Annotated in this window: 14 protein-coding genes and 1 riboswitch; of the genes, 10 read left to right on the plus strand and 4 right to left on the minus strand. The window is 66.6% G+C overall.

Translation table 11 applies throughout. From position 1 onward, the window contains the following. The first annotated feature begins 1 nt into the window (after position 1). The 5 genes from AC07NC_RS15865 (at position 2) to AC07NC_RS15885 (ending at position 6,607) form a co-directional block, all read left to right on the plus strand. Positions 2–3,247: an efflux RND transporter permease subunit gene (locus AC07NC_RS15865; protein WP_494570105.1), complete on the plus strand. Its 3,246-nt coding sequence runs from the start codon at positions 2–4 to the stop codon at positions 3,245–3,247. A gap of 55 nt (positions 3,248–3,302) precedes the next feature. After that, a complete protein-coding gene (locus AC07NC_RS15870; protein WP_298747023.1) occupies positions 3,303–3,656 on the plus strand; it encodes a DUF190 domain-containing protein in 354 nt (117 codons plus the stop codon). After that, positions 3,653–5,740 (plus strand): heavy metal translocating P-type ATPase, encoded by a 2,088-nt coding sequence (locus tag AC07NC_RS15875; protein WP_494570106.1) that lies wholly within the window; start codon positions 3,653–3,655, stop codon positions 5,738–5,740. The genes AC07NC_RS15870 and AC07NC_RS15875 overlap by 4 nt, the downstream gene beginning before the upstream one ends. Continuing rightward, positions 5,737–6,180: a DUF305 domain-containing protein gene (locus tag AC07NC_RS15880; protein WP_494570107.1), complete on the plus strand. Its 444-nt coding sequence runs from the start codon at positions 5,737–5,739 to the stop codon at positions 6,178–6,180. The genes AC07NC_RS15875 and AC07NC_RS15880 overlap by 4 nt, the downstream gene beginning before the upstream one ends. A gap of 115 nt (positions 6,181–6,295) precedes the next feature. Then, complete coding sequence (locus tag AC07NC_RS15885) at positions 6,296–6,607, plus strand: hypothetical protein (protein ID WP_494570108.1); 312 nt, start codon at positions 6,296–6,298, stop codon at positions 6,605–6,607. A gap of 170 nt (positions 6,608–6,777) precedes the next feature. On the opposite strand, the gene dmeF is transcribed toward AC07NC_RS15885, so the two are convergent. Then, positions 6,778–7,737 (minus strand): CDF family Co(II)/Ni(II) efflux transporter DmeF, encoded by a 960-nt coding sequence (gene dmeF, locus AC07NC_RS15890; RefSeq protein ID WP_494570109.1) that lies wholly within the window; start codon positions 7,735–7,737, stop codon positions 6,778–6,780. A gap of 11 nt (positions 7,738–7,748) precedes the next feature. Continuing rightward, positions 7,749–8,024: a metal/formaldehyde-sensitive transcriptional repressor gene (locus AC07NC_RS15895; protein ID WP_494570110.1), complete on the minus strand. Its 276-nt coding sequence runs from the start codon at positions 8,022–8,024 to the stop codon at positions 7,749–7,751. Positions 8,025–8,076: 52 nt separating this feature from the next. Then, a riboswitch (yybP-ykoY riboswitch) is annotated at positions 8,077–8,241 on the plus strand. Positions 8,242–8,246: 5 nt separating this feature from the next. Here AC07NC_RS15895 and AC07NC_RS15900 point away from each other — a divergent pair. Further along, the gene (locus AC07NC_RS15900) at positions 8,247–8,819 is read left to right on the plus strand and encodes a manganese efflux pump MntP (RefSeq protein WP_494570111.1); all 573 of its coding nucleotides are present in this window, start codon (positions 8,247–8,249) and stop codon (positions 8,817–8,819) included. Positions 8,820–9,464: 645 nt separating this feature from the next. Here AC07NC_RS15900 and AC07NC_RS15905 read toward each other — a convergent pair. Together AC07NC_RS15905 and AC07NC_RS15910 are read right to left on the minus strand one after the other, a co-directional pair. Continuing rightward, complete coding sequence (locus AC07NC_RS15905; RefSeq protein ID WP_494570112.1) at positions 9,465–9,965, minus strand: DUF305 domain-containing protein; 501 nt, start codon at positions 9,963–9,965, stop codon at positions 9,465–9,467. A gap of 207 nt (positions 9,966–10,172) precedes the next feature. Continuing rightward, positions 10,173–11,297 carry an acyltransferase family protein gene (locus AC07NC_RS15910; protein WP_494570113.1) on the minus strand — a complete coding sequence of 375 codons (1,125 nt, stop codon included), beginning with the start codon at positions 11,295–11,297 and terminating at the stop codon, positions 10,173–10,175. Positions 11,298–11,565: 268 nt separating this feature from the next. Here AC07NC_RS15910 and AC07NC_RS15915 point away from each other — a divergent pair, with 268 nt between their 5' ends. The 4 genes from AC07NC_RS15915 to AC07NC_RS15930 are packed head-to-tail and all read left to right on the plus strand — an operon-like array spanning position 11,566 to position 15,795. Beyond that, entirely contained in the window at positions 11,566–13,353 is a 1,788-nt protein-coding gene (locus tag AC07NC_RS15915; protein WP_494570114.1) for a copper resistance system multicopper oxidase, read from the plus strand. Continuing rightward, positions 13,350–14,759: a copper resistance protein B gene (locus AC07NC_RS15920; RefSeq protein ID WP_494570115.1), complete on the plus strand. Its 1,410-nt coding sequence runs from the start codon at positions 13,350–13,352 to the stop codon at positions 14,757–14,759. Before AC07NC_RS15915 ends, AC07NC_RS15920 begins: the two co-directional genes overlap by 4 nt. 44 nt (positions 14,760–14,803) lie before the next feature. Continuing rightward, positions 14,804–15,433 carry a YybH family protein gene (locus AC07NC_RS15925; protein WP_494570116.1) on the plus strand — a complete coding sequence of 210 codons (630 nt, stop codon included), beginning with the start codon at positions 14,804–14,806 and terminating at the stop codon, positions 15,431–15,433. A gap of 50 nt (positions 15,434–15,483) precedes the next feature. After that, the gene (locus AC07NC_RS15930; protein WP_494570117.1) at positions 15,484–15,795 is read left to right on the plus strand and encodes a DUF411 domain-containing protein; all 312 of its coding nucleotides are present in this window, start codon (positions 15,484–15,486) and stop codon (positions 15,793–15,795) included. Positions 15,796–15,837: the final 42 nt, after the last annotated feature.

Consider the following 15,837-nt stretch of genomic DNA (forward strand, 5'->3'; position numbering starts at 1 on the left):
CATGATCGCCAACCTCATGGCCCTGTCGGTACGGGCGCGATGGATCATCATCGCCCTCGTGCTGGTCGTCTCCACCTACGGCGCCTGGCAGTTGACCCAGCTGCCGATCGACGCCGTGCCCGACATCACCAACAACCAGGTGCAGATCAACACCTCCGACGCCTCGCTTTCGCCCGTTGAGATCGAGAAACGCGTCACCTTCCCGGTCGAGACCGCCATGGCCGGTATTCCCGGCCTGCAATCGACCCGATCCCTGTCGCGCAACGGCTTCTCCCAGGTCACCGTGATCTTCGACGAGAATGTCGACCTGTATTTCGCGCGCCAGCAGGTCAGCGAACGCCTCGTCCAGGCCCAGGAAAGCTTGCCGGCCGGAGTCCAGCCCCAGATCGGACCCGTGACGACGGGTCTGGGCGAAGTCTTTATGTACGCCATCGACTACGAGAACCCGGGCGGTCGCGGCGCGACAGTGCGCAACGGTCAGCCGGGCTGGCAGTCCGATGGGTCGTTCCTGACGCCCGAGGGCGACCGGCTGGCCGACGACGTCTCCCGCGCGGCCTATCTGAGGACCGTGCAGGACTGGATCATCGCGCCGCAGCTGCGGACGGTGAACGGCGTCGCCGGCGTCGACACCATCGGCGGCTTCGAGAAACAGTATGTGGTCGAACCGGACCCCACGCGCCTGGCCCAGTACGGCGTGTCCTACAGCGAACTGGCGGAGGGGCTGGAAGCCGCGAACCTTTCGGTCGGCGCCAATTTCGTCGAACGCGGGGGAGAAGCCTATCTGGTGCGCGCCGACGCGCGCATCCGCAGCCTCAGCCAGATCGAGGAAGCCATCGTCGCCACGCGCGGCGGCGTTCCCGTCGCCGTTCGCGATATCGCCACAGTGCGTCTCGGCGGCGATTTGCGGACCGGCGGGGCGACCATGAACGGCCACGAGGTCGTCATCGGCACCACCCTGATGTTGATCGGGGAGAACAGCCGTACCGTCGCGCGCTCGGTCGGCGAACAACTGGAAGCGACCGTTCGATCCCTGCCGCCGGGGATCAAGGTCACCCCGGTTCTGGACCGTTCCAAGCTCGTCAACGCCACCATCTCAACCGTCCAGCGCAACCTGATCGAGGGCGCCATCCTGGTCGCCATCGCCCTGTTCCTGCTGCTCGGCAATGTCCGCGCCGCCCTGATCGCGGTGGCGATCATCCCGATCTCGTTCTTCATGACCGCCATCGGCATGAACTACCTCGGGGTGTCGGGAAACCTGATGAGTCTCGGCGCGCTCGATTTCGGCCTGATCGTCGACGGCTCCGTCATCATCATCGAGAACTGCCTGAGACGGCTGTCCGAACGCCAGCAACATGAGGGGCGCCTCCTCAGCCTGCGTGAACGGCTCGAGGAGACCACCATCGCCACCCAGGAGATGATCAAGCCGACGGTCTACGGCCAGGCCATCATCCTGCTGGTCTTTGCGCCGCTGCTGACCTTCCAGGGCGTCGAGGGGAAGACCTTCTCACCCATGGCCATTACCCTGATGCTCGCGCTCGTCGCCGCCTTCATCCTGTCCATCACCTTCATCCCGGCCATGGTCGCCCTGGTGATGCGCAACAAGGTCTCCGAGAAGGACGTGTTCGTCATCCGCTGGATCAAGGCGAAATACGAACCCGTGTTGCACCGGGCCGTGGCCCGTCCCTGGCCGTTCGTCGGCGGCGGGCTGGCCCTGTTCGCCGTGGCGGGGGTGATCTTCACCATGCTCGGCCAGGAGTTCATCCCAACGCTTGATGAACGCAATCTGGCGATGGCTTCCCAGCGCGTGCCGTCGACTGCGGTTGAGCAGTCCATCCGGATGCAGCGCGGCGTCGAGAGTGCGGTGACCGCCTTGCCCGAGGTCGAGGTCATGTTCTCCAAGACCGGCACCGCCGAGGTCGCCACCGATCCGATGCCGCCCAACATCTCTGACGGCTTCATCATCCTGAAGCCGCAGGATCAATGGCCGGAGGGTGTCGACAACAAGGAAGACGTGATCGAACGGGTGGAGGCCGCGGCCAACGCCCAGGTGGGGCAAGGCTATGAGCTCAGCCAGCCGATCGAACTTCGGTTCAACGAACTGATCGCCGGCGTGCGTGGCGACGTGGCCATCAAGATCTATGGCGACGATCTCGACAAGCTGACCGCCACCGCCAACCAGATCGCGGCGCAGTTGAACGCCACGCCGGGCGCGGCCGACGTCAAGGTCGAACAGACCGACGGCGCGCCGTCGCTGGATGTGACCTTCGACCGACCCGCCATCGCGCGCTTCGGCCTGACCGTGGAGGAGGTGGCCGACACGGTCGCCGCCGCCATGGGCGGTCGCGAGGCCGGGCAGCTGTTCGAAGGCGATCGCCGCTTCGATGTGGTGGTCAGGGTTCCCGGCGCCAGTCGCAATGATCTCGACGCCATCGGCGCGATCCCGGTCATGCTGCCTGAACAGGAAGGTCGAACCCGCAGCTCCGTACCCTTGCGTCAGGTGGCGTCGTTCAACTTCACGGAGGGTTTGAACCAGATCAGCCGTGAGAACGGCAAGCGCCGTGTTGTGGTCCAGGCCAATGTGCGCGGCCGGGACGTGGGATCGTTCGTCAGGGAAGCTATGCCCAGGGTCGAGGCCGTCGCTCTGCCGGCCGGCTCCTGGATCGAATGGGGTGGCCAGTTCCAGAACCTCAAGGCGGCCTCCGACCGTCTGTCGCTGGTGGTGCCGATCTGCTTCCTGGCCATCTTCGCGGTGCTGTTCCTCGCGGTCGGCACATTCGGGCGCGCGGTGGCGGTCTTCCTGACCGTGCCTCTGGGTCTCGCCGGCGGGGTCTTCGCCCTGGCTCTTACCGGCATCTCCTTCTCGGTATCGGCGGCGGTGGGCTTCATCTGCCTGGCCGGGGTGGCGGTGTTGAACGGCCTGGTGGTCATGTCGTCGATCCGGCAACGGCTCGATGACGGCATGGAGCTATCCCGCTCCATCATCGAGGGCTGCATGGAACGGGTGCGACCGGTCATCATGACCGGTCTGGTGCCCGCCATCGGCTTCGTGCCCATGGCCCTGGCTCACGGCACGGGCGCCGAGGTGCAGAAACCCCTGGCCATGGTGGTCATCGGCGGACTGGTCACCGCGACCCTGCTGACGTTGCTGGTCCTGCCAGCCATGAGCCGGCTGGTCCTCGGCCTCACCGAGGGGCGACGTCCCAAACCCACCGACATGCCGGCCATCGAGCCGGTCCCGGCGGAATAGTCCAGGTCCCCGCCGTCGTATCGGCGGCGGGGATCCCCCATCCAAGGAGGCGATCATGCCCGACCCGATCAAACTGATGCGACTCTATACCGATGAGGCCGCCTATTTCGGCGACCGCAAGGTCTTCGAAATCGTGACCGAACGCGCCCAGGCGGCCGGCCTGGCGGGCGCGACGGTCCTGCGAGCCCTCGTGGGTTTCGGCCACACGCCCCACCTTCATCGCCGCCATCTGCTCGACGACGACCAGTCCCTGATCGTCGAACTGCTCGACCGCGAATCCAGGCTCAGGGCGTTTCTGGAAACCCTGTCCGATCTCGAACACCTCGGCCCCGTCACTCTTGAGGCCGTGGAGGTGCTGCGCTGGCCGGAACCCACGCCGGCAGACGCCCGTCAGGAGACCGTCGAATGACGTCTGAGGATATCGCACGGCCGAAGAGCGAAGCCCATGCTGAAGGGGCGGGTGGCGGCCACGAACATGGCCACGGGGGCGTTCTGGGTCCCAACACCGAGGTGATTTTCGCCCTGGCTTCCGGCGGAGCCCTGAGCCTGGGCTTCGCCCTCGAAAAACTGGCGGCGGGCGTTCCGGACTGGGGCCCGCTCGCGCTCTACCTCATCGCCTACGGCTTCGGCGGTCTCTTCACCGTCCGTGAAGCGTTCGAGAACCTCCGGCAGAAGCGGTTCGAGATCGACACCCTCATGCTCGTCGCCGCGGCGGGCGCGGCGGCGCTCGGCGCGTGGGCGGAGGGAGCCCTTCTGTTGTTCCTGTTCAGCATCGGCCACGCCCTTGAAAACTACGCCATGGGGCGGGCCAGGCGTGCGATCGAGGCCCTGGCTGAACTGGCGCCCCGAACCGCCCATGTGCGGCGTGACGGACAGGTCGTCGAACTTCCGGTCGAGGATCTGCGGGTCGGCGACACCGTGGTGGTTCGTCCGAACGAACGGCTTCCGGCCGACGGCTTCGTCGTGGAAGGAACGACGAGCATCAATCAGGCGCCGGTCACCGGCGAGAGCATGCCGGTCGACAAGCAGCCGGTCGCGGACGCGGCCGCCGCCCGCGCCCGGCCGGCCCAGGTTGGACCGGCGTCCCTGGTCTTCGCGGGCACCATCAACGGCGCCGGCGCCATCGAGATCGAGACGACCCGCAAATCGAGCGACACCACCTTGGCCAAGGTGGTGCGGATGGTGAGTGAGGCCGAGACCCAAAAATCCCCGACGCAGCGCTTCACGGACCGGTTCGAGCGCATCTTCGTGCCCCTGGTGCTGGCGCTCGCCTTCGTGTTGCTGTTCGCCTGGGTGGTGGTCGACGAGCCGTTTCGCGACAGCTTCTACCGGTCCATGGCCGTGCTGGTCGCGGCCAGCCCCTGCGCCCTTGCCATCGCCACCCCCAGCGCCGTCCTGTCCGGTGTGGCGCGCGCCGCGCGCGCCGGTGTTCTGATCAAGGGCGGCGCGCCGCTGGAGAATCTCGGCTCGCTCAATGCGATCGCTTTCGACAAGACCGGCACCCTGACCGAGGGCCGGCCTCGCATCACCGAGGTCATGCCGGTGCGCGGGACCAAGGAGGCCGACCTTCTGGCCACCGCCATCGCCGTTGAGCGGCTCAGCGACCATCCGCTGGCGGAGGCGATTGTGCGCGATGGTGCCGAGAGATTGGGCGACACCGGCGTTGCGGCCGCGACCGATCTCAAGAGCCTCACGGGAATGGGCGTGACCGCTGAACTGGGCGGGGAGACGATCTGGATCGGAAAGCCGGAGATGTTCGGGGCCGACGGCGTGGCCGCCCTCGGAGATGAGGCGACGGCCGTCGTCACCCAGTTGCGCCTGCAGGGGCGGACCCTGATGGTGGTGCGGCGAGGCGCGCGCGACCTCGGGGTGATCGGCCTGCTCGATACGCCCCGCGCCGCGGCGCGGACGACGCTCACCGCGCTCCGGGCCCTGGGCGTTCAGCGCATGATCATGATCTCGGGCGATCACCAGAAGGCGGCCCAGGCCATCGCCGGTCAGGTCGGGCTGACCGAGGCATGGGGCGATCTGATGCCCGAGGACAAGGTCGACGCCATCAAACGGCTGCGCGCGGATGGCAAGATCGCCATGGTCGGCGACGGGGTGAACGATGCGCCGGCCATGGCCACGGCCACGGTCGGTATCGCCATGGGCGCGGCCGGTTCGGATGTCGCGCTCGAGACCGCGGACGTCGCCCTGATGTCGGACGACCTGTCCCAACTGCCGTTCACCATCGGCCTGAGCCGACGAACCCGCGGCATTATTCGCCAGAACCTCTACGTCAGCCTCGGCGTCGTCGCCTTCCTCGTGCCGGCGACCATCCTCGGACTGGGCATCGGTCCGGCCGTGGCGCTTCACGAAGGCTCGACCCTGCTGGTGGTGATCAACGCCCTGAGGCTGCTCGGCTACCGTGACCCGGCAGGGGACCGGACCCCCAATGAAATACCGGTGGCTCGCCAGGGGGCACCGGCAGATTCGAGGATACCGTCATGAAACGGATCGGATGGGCTTCGGCCATCGCCCTCTTTCTCGCGCTCTCTGCCTTCACCTTCGGCCTGCTTTCCCGGCAGCCTTCCGGTGTGATCGACGAGCGTCCTCCCATGGACGCACGCCCGATCGACACCGAGGCCAGCCATGGCGGGATCCCCGCTGACAGCCCGTCGACCCGCGCCTTTCGCGAGGCGAACGCGCAAATGCATCGCGACATGAGCGTCGACTACACGGGCGACGCCGATATCGATTTCCTGCGCGCCATGATCGCCAATCAGGAGGGGGCCCTCGCCATGGCGCGGATCGCCGTTGAGCATGGCGAAGCGCCGGAGGTCCGCAGTCTCGCCGAAGAGATCATTGCGGGCCGGGATGTCGAGATCGTGCGCATGAACGTCATGCTCGCGCGCCACGAGGATGCTCCGGTCACGGGCGGAAAGCGCTGACGCCGTGGCAGGCAAGCGTTCCGCTATCCGAAGCCGCGAGCTCCGTTGGCGTGAAGGTCGCTATGGCAAGCGGCGGCGCGTTCGTCCTCAGAGGCGGCCCGCGGAGCCGCAGCCCGTGCGTGACGCCGTGGTGGCCGTCGCCGTCGGTCTGGTGGCCGCCGGCGTTGCCCTGTCTATCGCGTTCGGCCTGTTGGGGGCGTACCGGATGCCGCTCCATTACGGCTACGGTCTGGTCCTTGGAATCATCATCGTCGGCGGTGCGTTGGCTGGGCCTCGCGATCGCACCGGCTGGATGATCACGGGGGCGATCGCTCTCGCCTGGCTGCTGGGGACCGGTTACCTCTATTCCGTGCGCGACCAGATCCACCTCCGCCCCGAAGGGCATCATGGAAGGACCACCGTCGTCTTCGAACCGGGACCGGGCTGAGCGCCGGGCGAGGTCAACATCGGCGGGCATTCCGGGGCCTGGCCGGTTTCAGCGCAGGCGGCCGGCGCGAGCCGTCTGGCGCCACTCGACGCAAGGGCGGATCGTTACACACGAGCATCCGGATGTTCTGACGTTCACTCGCGAGGGCTGCGTCGGGCGGCCGAACCGGGTCAGCGGCACTCCACGGTGAGATGTCCGAGTTCGTGAACCGGCCGCAGCCGGGTTCGTATGGTTTCGCTGTCAACCGCTCCGGTGACGCTGACGATAGCGGCGTGAGCCTCGGGCCCGACCCGCCAGACGTGCAGGTCGGTGATCCGGGCATCGCCCGGTCCCTCCACGCAGTCCCGCACCTCGGCCTCGAGGGTGCTGTCCGTCGTGTCGAGCAGGACCGCGGCGGTGTCGCGCATCAGCGACCATGACCATCGTGCGATGACGATGGCGCCGACGACGCCCATCAACGGATCCAGCCAGACCCAGCCGAGGTAGCGCCCCGCCACCAGGGCGACGATGGCCAGCACCGACGTCAGGGCGTCGGCCAGGACGTGGAAATAGGCTGAGCGCAGGTTGTTGTCGCGATGGGCGCTGTGCCCGGAGTGATGATCATCATGGTGATCGTCATCATGGTCATGACCATGGTGGCCGTGGTCGTGATGGCCATGATGATGATGATGACCGCCCCCGGCCAGCAGCAGGGCGCTGACCAGGTTGACCCCCAGACCGAGAACGGCGACGAGCGTGGCCTGACCGAAGGCGACCGAGCGCGGATCGAACAGGCGCGCGATGGACTCTCCGGCGATCCCGAGCGCGACGATGCCCAGCACCAAGGCCGAGGCGAAGCCGGCGAGGTCGCCCACCTTGCCGGTCCCGAAGCTGAAGCGCCGGTTGGCCGAATGGCGCTTGGCATAGGCATAGGCCCCGGCCGCCACGGCCAGGGCGCCGGCATGGGTGGCCATGTGGAAACCGTCGGCCAGCAGGGCCATCGAGCCATAGACCATGCCGGCGATGATCTCCCCGACCATCATGACGGCGGTCAGGCCGACGACCCACAACGTCCGCCGCGCACTCTCATCGTGCGACCGGCTGAGGAAATGATGATCGTGGGTCAGATAGTCGAACTCGGTCGGGTTCATGTCGCGGGTCTTCACCTGGAATAGCGGCGGATGAGGAGGCTCAGTTCGTCAGCGCCGTTTTGGCGATCCGCCTCGCTCAGCCCGGGATCGGCGACGTGGTGACGAAGATGATCTTCGATCAGCTCTTCCAGCAATCCGCTCATGGCGCCGCGGGCGGCGGCGGCCTGCTGCAGGATTTGCGAACAGCCGGCCTCCGCCTCGATCGCGCGCTCGATCGCGCCGAGCTGGCCGGCGATGCGGCGGACGCGGGCGACGAGCTTCTCCTTGTTGGTGGAGGTGTGGGCCATGGGTACTCCCCTATAGTATCTTGCCGGAACGCGCGAGGGTGGTTAGAAGGCGCTTCCTGTTGGGGAGTAGCTTCCGGCATCTGATCGCCGGGGTCGGATCAACACACTCGCGTTTCGACGCGTGGTCCGACCAGCGGAACCACCGCCTGGCGAGACCAGCGCGTCCCACCACCGCACCGGCCGGGGAGGGAAGCGCTGTTCGTCGCCCGGTGGATGCCCGTCATGACTCCCCTTGCCATCGCTGTCCTGTCACTCAGCATGTCCACCGATGCTTTCGCAGCGGCGGTCGGTCGCGGCGCGTCGCACCGTCCGACCCTGCCCGGCGCGGTCAAGGCGGGTCTGGTGTTCGGTGTCATCGAAGCCATCACGCCCTTGATCGGCTGGGGGCTCGGCATGGTCGCCGCGGGTCTGGTCGAGAAGATCGATCACTGGATCGCCTTCGGCCTGCTGGCCGCCGTGGGCGGCAGGATGATCCGGGAAGCGACCCGTTTCCGACCGGGGGATGCGTGCGACGAGCCGCGCCGTTCCGGACCCTGGGGGCTGATCGTGACGGCGGTCGGGACCAGTATCGACGCCGCTGCCGTCGGGGTCGGCCTGGCCTTCATCGGGGCCAATATCTGGATCATCGCCGCCTCGATCGGGCTCACGACCTTCCTGCTCGCGACCATCGGCATGGTGGTCGGTCGTATGGTCGGCCGGCGCTTTGGCAAGGCGGTTGAGCTGTTAGGGGGTCTCGCCCTCGTCACGCTCGGCCTGACCATCCTGCTCGAGCACCTGGGCGTCCTCGGCGCCTAGGCGGCCTCCGGCCCGGGCTTCGCGCCCGGGCGGAGCCGGAGTTCGCGAGGGAATGGGTCTGGCGCGGATGTCGTCGGGCAACAGCGCGTCCATGACATAGAAGCCGTACCCCGCCAGTTCCCTGGCGACGCGGGCGATCTCATCCTGTCGACGCCCTGAGAGGTCGGTCTCAATGTCCGTCGGCTTGATCACGACAGCCCTCCTGCCCGAGCATCGGAGAGACGCCGTCGGGGAGGTTGCCGCAACTCAACAAGCTGTCATCGTCCCCCGTAGTGGAGGCCGCGGACCTGTCAGGCCGAAACACTGGCGCTCGGTCGACAACCACACCCTTTCGGTCCACGGCCCTTGCAAAGAGCAGATCCAGGGGAGGCGGATCAGTGGGGACGACAGGCCCGCCGGTCCGGCGGGCGAGCGCGCGGTCGGCACCGGCAGCCTGGGCCACGCGCGTTTTGAGACCGAGATGACCTGGACGGCACGAAGGACCGGTCCCAGGCAAGACAAGGACGCGCGAGAGCGACGGGAAGTGGCGTTCCCCGAAGGCCGTGACATCAGCTGCGCGATTGAGGAATGAACCCAGGGCAGCCGGGCCTTTCGACGGATCATTCGACGACGCGGGCGTGGGTAACTCCCGATCGAAGATCCTGATCAGCGCTCAGTGTAGGCGGGTAGGTCGGGTGCCGTGGAGGGTGTGGGATTGCGTTCGAGGTCGGCGATGAGCGCGTCCATCTCGGCGATCTCACGCTTTTGCGCCTCGATGATGCCGTCGGCGAGTTCGCGCACCCGCGGGTCGCGGATATGGGCGCGTTCACTCGTCAGGATGGCGATCGAGTGATGCGGGATCATCGCGCGCATATAGTCGACGTCGTTGACCGTCTCCTGACTGCGGACGAGCCAGAGCGATCCGGCGAACACCAGGACGGCTGCGCCGATGATGGCCAGGTTCAGACGCTTGTCCGTGTACATCTTGAGCATGAAGAGCAGCATGATGACGGCCATGACCGCGCCCATCACCAGCGCCATCCAGGCCCGGGTCTCGCTGAACCGTGCGTGGTCCAGCTGGTAGGTGTTCAGATACATCAATCCGAACATGACGAGTGTGGATGTCGCGATCATCGCGCCGAAGCGCAAATAGGTCTTGGTGTTCATGACAAACCTCCGTTCCTTCAAGTCCGGCCGAAACGGGTCGTAATCCCGAGGGTTGCCGGGGTGGAAAAAGATCGGCCGGACGGACGAATTCAACGACTGTCGGTGAGGGAATTCGACCTCGAAGACGTAATGCACCTGTCGTTCCGGGTCGCGCTGACTCGCCAGGTCAGAGACGAGGGTGCACGAGGCGCACCCGGCGAAAGGGCGTCAGACGGTCCCGCACGGGGGAGGTGTCCGGCCTTCGAAGCGTCGCCGGATCCAGCGGCGACCAGGTTTTTCCACACCCAGATGCAGCGCGGCGGCGGCGGCGACGGTGACCACGAACAGGCCCGCCAGTTCCAGGGGAGACATGTAGAAGCCGCTGTCGATCCCGCGAAGCTCTGATGCGACGCCCTTGTAGGCCACCAGCAGCGGCATGTGGACCAGGTAGAGGGCGAAGGAGGCCTCACCCGAGAAAGTCGCGAGGGGGGCTGACAAGGGGCCGTCTCCCGCGGCTCTGGCCAGCATGGACCATGTCAGAATCAGGGGCGCGGCGAGGGCGACCACTAACCGGTCGTCGAGACTAAACTGCATGGCCAGCAGCAGGCACAGGGTGGCAATCACACTGGCGTCAATGGCGACGCCTCGCGACCACCGCCATCGACGGCCCAGTCCATAGAGCGCCATGCCGATCAGAAACTCTGGAAGGATGCGCAGGATGCCCATGTCGTCCTCGGCACGCGGCAGCACCTTGCCGAACATCTGGCCATAGACGGCGTCGATCACGATGAAGCCGAGCGCGCCCAGCAACAGCAAGGCCCAGGGGCGGGTCTTCAACTTCATCGCGATCAGCGCATAGGCAGGGAAGAGCAGATAGGCGAACCATTCGGCCGAAAGCGACCAGGACGGACCGCTCCAGTTGTAGCCGACAAGGCTCGGAAACCAGGCCTGGACGAGCAGCAAGGTTTTGACGAACCCCTCGAGAGTGTAGGTGGTCGGGTCGTACTGGACCCCGGCGGCCCGGGCGACGATTACCATGACCAGGACTCCGCCCAGCACCGCCAGGTGCAGGGGGTAAAGCCGGGCGATGCGGGCGACGATGAAGCGCCGGTAGCTGAAGGTTCCGGCTGCGAAGGACGGGCCGTAGACATGAGCCAGGATGAACCCGGACAGCATGAAGAAGGCGTCCACCGCCAGCCGGGACCGCTCGATGATCGGGCTGAAGCCCAGGGCGGGATCCCACTGGAGCTGGTAGTGGAACAACACCACGCCGATCGCCAGGAAGGCCCTCAGACTGGTGAGGGCTCGCAGGTCAGTGGGGTAGCCCTCGCGGGTGGGCGAAACGGACGTCATGCGCGATGGTCCCAGGGTCGGACGGGACCGGACTGTCCGCCTAATTGGGTTACGCGTCGGTCGCGATCATCCCTCGCCGGGATCGCCGGGATCGCCAGGGAGTCAGGCGCGCCGGCTTTGGGGCAGGCCCAAACCGAAGGCCTTCACGGCTCTAGCCCCTGCCTCGGCGCGCCGTCTGTCGCGAGGGATCGGCGCGCGCGATGCGTAAACCCCTAGAGGACGTCGCCGGACACGGCGTGACGCCCCCTTTGAAGTTCAGGAGACACCCATGAAGCTCGACCGTCGCGCGCTGTTGCGCGGAGCCGCCGCCGGCGGTGGTGTTCTGGCGCTGCAGGGACTGACGCCGGCCTGGGCCCAGACGGGCTCCCCCGGTCTGCGCGCTGACCTGCCGACCCTGTCGGGTCCAAACATCGATCTCACAATCGCCCAGACGCCTTTCACTGTCGGCGGGCGGACCGCGACGGCGACAACGATCAACGGCACTCTTCCAGCCCCTCTGCTGCGCCTGCGCGAGGGCCAGAACGTCCGGCTGGCGGTGCACAATCAGCTCGAGGAAGACACCTCGATCCACTGGCACGGCATTCTGCTGCCGTTCCAGATGGACGGCGTGCCGGGCATCAGCTTCCCCGGCATCAAGCCGCGCGAGACCTTCGTCTATGAGTTCCCGGTCCGGCAATCGGGCACCTTCTGGTACCACAGCCATTCGGGCCTGCAGGAGGCGCTGGGCCATTACGGTCCGATCGTCATCGACCCGGCGGGTGCCGATCCGGTCGGCTATGACCGCGAACATGTGCTGGTCCTGTCGGACTGGAGCTTCATGCATCCGCACGAAATTCTCGAAAAGCTGAAGAAGAGCCCGGGCTATTTCAACCGCCAGAGGACCACTCTTGCCGGGCTGCTGGACGGCAGCGACCGGATGAGTCTGGAGGAGCGCAGGGCGTGGGGCAGGATGCGGATGGACCCGCGTGACATCCTCGATGTGAGCGGCACCACCTACACCTATCTGATCAACGGCCACGGCCCGCAGGAGAACTGGACCGGCCTGTTCCGGCCCGGCGAGCGAGTGCGGCTGCGCGTCATCAACGCCTCTGCCATGTCGATCTTCAACGTCCGCATTCCCGGCCTGGCCATGACCGTGGTCCAGGCGGATGGCGAGAACGTCCGCCCGGTCGAGACCGACGAGTTCCAGATCTCGGTCGCCGAGACCTATGACGTCATCGTCCGCCCGACCGAGGATCGCGCCTACACCATCGTCTCCGAAGCCATCGACCGGTCCGGCATGGGTCGCGCCACCCTCGCGCCCCGGATGGGGATGACGGCCGAGGTGCCGCCGCTGCGTGAGGTGCCCAATCTGACCATGAAGGACATGGGCATGGGCGGGATGGGCGGCATGGATCATGGAGCCATGCCGGGAATGGCACCCGCCGCCCCCATGGCAGGAATGGCCCCTGATGCTGCTGCGGGCGGCGCGGCGACGCGAGGCATGTCCGGCATGAATATGCGGGATCCCGAGAACGCCCCTCCTGACATGCGGGTCGGGGTCGGGGTCGATGCCATTGCCATGACGCCGGTCAACCGATTGGGCGAGCGCCCGATCGGCCTGGCCGAGGTCGACCACCGAGTACTGGTCTATACCGACCTCGTGGCGCTGCAGCCGAACAAGGATCGGCGGCCGCCCAGTCGCAGTATGGAAATCCACCTGACCGGCAATATGGAACGGTTCATGTGGAGCTTTGATGGCGAGAAATTCAGCGAGGGGGTGGAGCCGTTCCGCTTCGAGTTGAATGAACGCGTGCGGGTCACCCTGGTCAATGACTCGATGATGGCCCACCCGATCCACCTGCACGGCCATTTCTTCGAACTGGTCACCGGCGGTCCGGCCGGGCACCAGCCGCTGAAGCACACGGTCAATGTCGCGCCGGGCGGCAAGGTCACCTTCGACCTGACCGCCGACAACCCCGGGGACTGGGCCTTCCACTGCCATCTGCTGATGCATATGCACGCGGGAATGTTCAACGTCGTCACTGTCCGACCCCTGGAAGGAGCCGCCGCATGATCCGGACCTCCGTCGCCCTTCTGCCGTTGATGCTCGTCGCTGCACCGGCCTTCGCCCAGTCTCACGCCGGTCACACACCGCCGGCCCAGGCACAGACCGCACCGCTGCCGCCCGGCTGCGTCCGAAGCAGTGCGCCCGACGCGGATTTGACCCGGGTCGGAAGGCCAGGAGCCCCGGTCTGCCCGGTCGGGTCGGTTCCCGCCCGTGTGGTTCCTGCCGACCCCCATGCCGGTCACGACATGTCGACCATGAGCCAGGCTCCGGCCACACCGGCGATGCCGGCGGGTCATGACATGTCGACCATGAGCCAGGCTCCCGCCACACCGGCGATGCCGGCGGGTCATGACATGTCGACCATGGGCCAGGCTCCGGCCACACCGGCGATGCCGGCGGGTCACGACATGTCGACCATGGGCCAGGCTCCCGCCACACCGGCGATGCCGGCGGGTCATGACATGTCGACCATGGGCCAGGCTCCGGCCACACCGGCGATGCCGGCGGGTCACGACATGTCGACCATGGGCCAGGCTCCGGCCACACCGGCGATGCCGGCGGGCCATGACATGTCGACCATGGGTCAGATGCCGACAGCGCATGACGTGCAGGGCATGGCCATGCCCCCGGATGTGCCGACAAGCGCCAACAATCCGGGACGGCCGCCTGAGACACCCCCCCCGTCGCGGGCGTCAAGCGGACCGGTCCACGCCGCTGACCTGTTGTTCGACCCGGCCGAGATGGAAGCGTCGCGCGAGGAACTGCGCATCGAAAATGGTGACATCCTGACGACCGCTGTCATCGTTGAACGACTTGAAGGGACTTTCGCAGACGGTGGTGAAGGCTATGCCTGGGATGCCCAGGGATGGAGCGGCGGCGATATCAACCGCTTCTGGTGGAAGTCCGAAGGCGAGGGCGCGTTCAACGGCAAGCTGGAAAAGGCGGAACTCCAGGCACTGTACAGCCGCGCTGTTCTTCCCTTCTGGAACCTGCAAGCCGGTGTGCGCCAGACCTACCGGCCGGAAGCCGACAGAACCGACCTGGTTGTCGCCATGCAGGGGCTCGCCCCCTACTGGTTTGAGGTCGATGCTTCAGCCTTCCTGTCCAACAAGGGGGAGCTGACCGCCCGGGTCCAATCGCTCTACGATCAACGCATCACCCAGAGATGGATCCTGCAGCCGAGGGCGGAGATCCTCCTGTCCGCCGAGGACATCCCTGAGCTCTCGATCGGCTCAGGACTGAGCTCCCTGCAGCTCAGCGCGCGTTTGCGCTATGAGGTCCGCAAGGAGTTCGCGCCCTATGTGGGTGTCGAGTGGAACCGCAGCTTTGGCAGGACGGCCGACTTCCTCAAGGCCGATGGGCGGAACGCGGAGGACACCCGGCTGGTCGTCGGCATTCGGGCCTGGTTCTAACGCTGGTCGCAGGACCCGTGGCGGGTCACGGAGGGGCGTCCCGGATGGAGATCCTTAAGGACGTTCGGGCCGTCGTGATGGATCTCGACGACACCCTGATCTCGGCCTATCGCCGTCCGGATCTGGTCTGGCGAGTGGCCTGCCAGCGGTTCCGGTCCGAGCTGGGCGTCCTGGAACCAGATGAGGCTGCGCATGCGCTGACGAGGGCCGGAGCGGCGTTCCGGGACAACCCGGACCGCCGACGGCGAACATGTCGGCCGCCGAAGAAACAGGTCACAGATGAGCAGCAGGTCCGCTCGGTCGTCACAGCCTACAAGAACGCCATCACCCGGATGGACGTGTCACAGACTCCGGCCCTGTTCTGGCCGGACTCGGAGATTTTCGAGAATGGCGGGGTCGAGGGGACCTTCGCCTACTATCTGGAGCACCATCTCGGGCCGGAGTTCGCCGACCTGGCGGGCTTCGAGTTTCGCAATCATCAGATGACGGTGGAGGTCGACGGCGACACCGCTTTCGTGAGCGAGACCTATACCTATCACATCACCTTCAACGACGGTGCCCGGGCCCCGATCGAACGCCGCGGCGTCGCCACGAGCGTATTGCGCAAGCGCGATGACCAATGGCGGTTCGACATCTACCACTCCTCGGCCCGACCTATTCGTCCGGCGGCCTGAGCGCACGCAACCGGGCTCACCTTGCTCTTGATCTCTGGAGGAAAGAGTCGATGACAGCATCGTTCTCCCGCCGCACCCTTCTACTCGTCGGGGCCGGCGCCGCGGCGACCGCGGCTTGTGCGCAGACTGCGCGACCGTCGTCGGATCTCGTCGTCTACAAATCGCCGACCTGCGGCTGTTGCGGCGCATGGGTCGAGCATATGACGGGTGCGGGGTTCCAGGTTCAGACGACCGAGGTGGCCGATCCCGGGGTGGTTCGCCGCGCCCGGGGCGTCCCCGGCCCGCTTGCGGCCTGTCATACCGCCGTGATCGGCGGCTATGTGCTGGAGGTGTGGATCGGCGTGGAAAAGGGACCCCGTTAGCGGTGTGATCGGCGTCGAATAAGGACCCCTCATTCCTGAGGT

The sequence above is a fragment of the Brevundimonas sp. GW821-FHT10A07 genome (assembly GCF_059415785.1).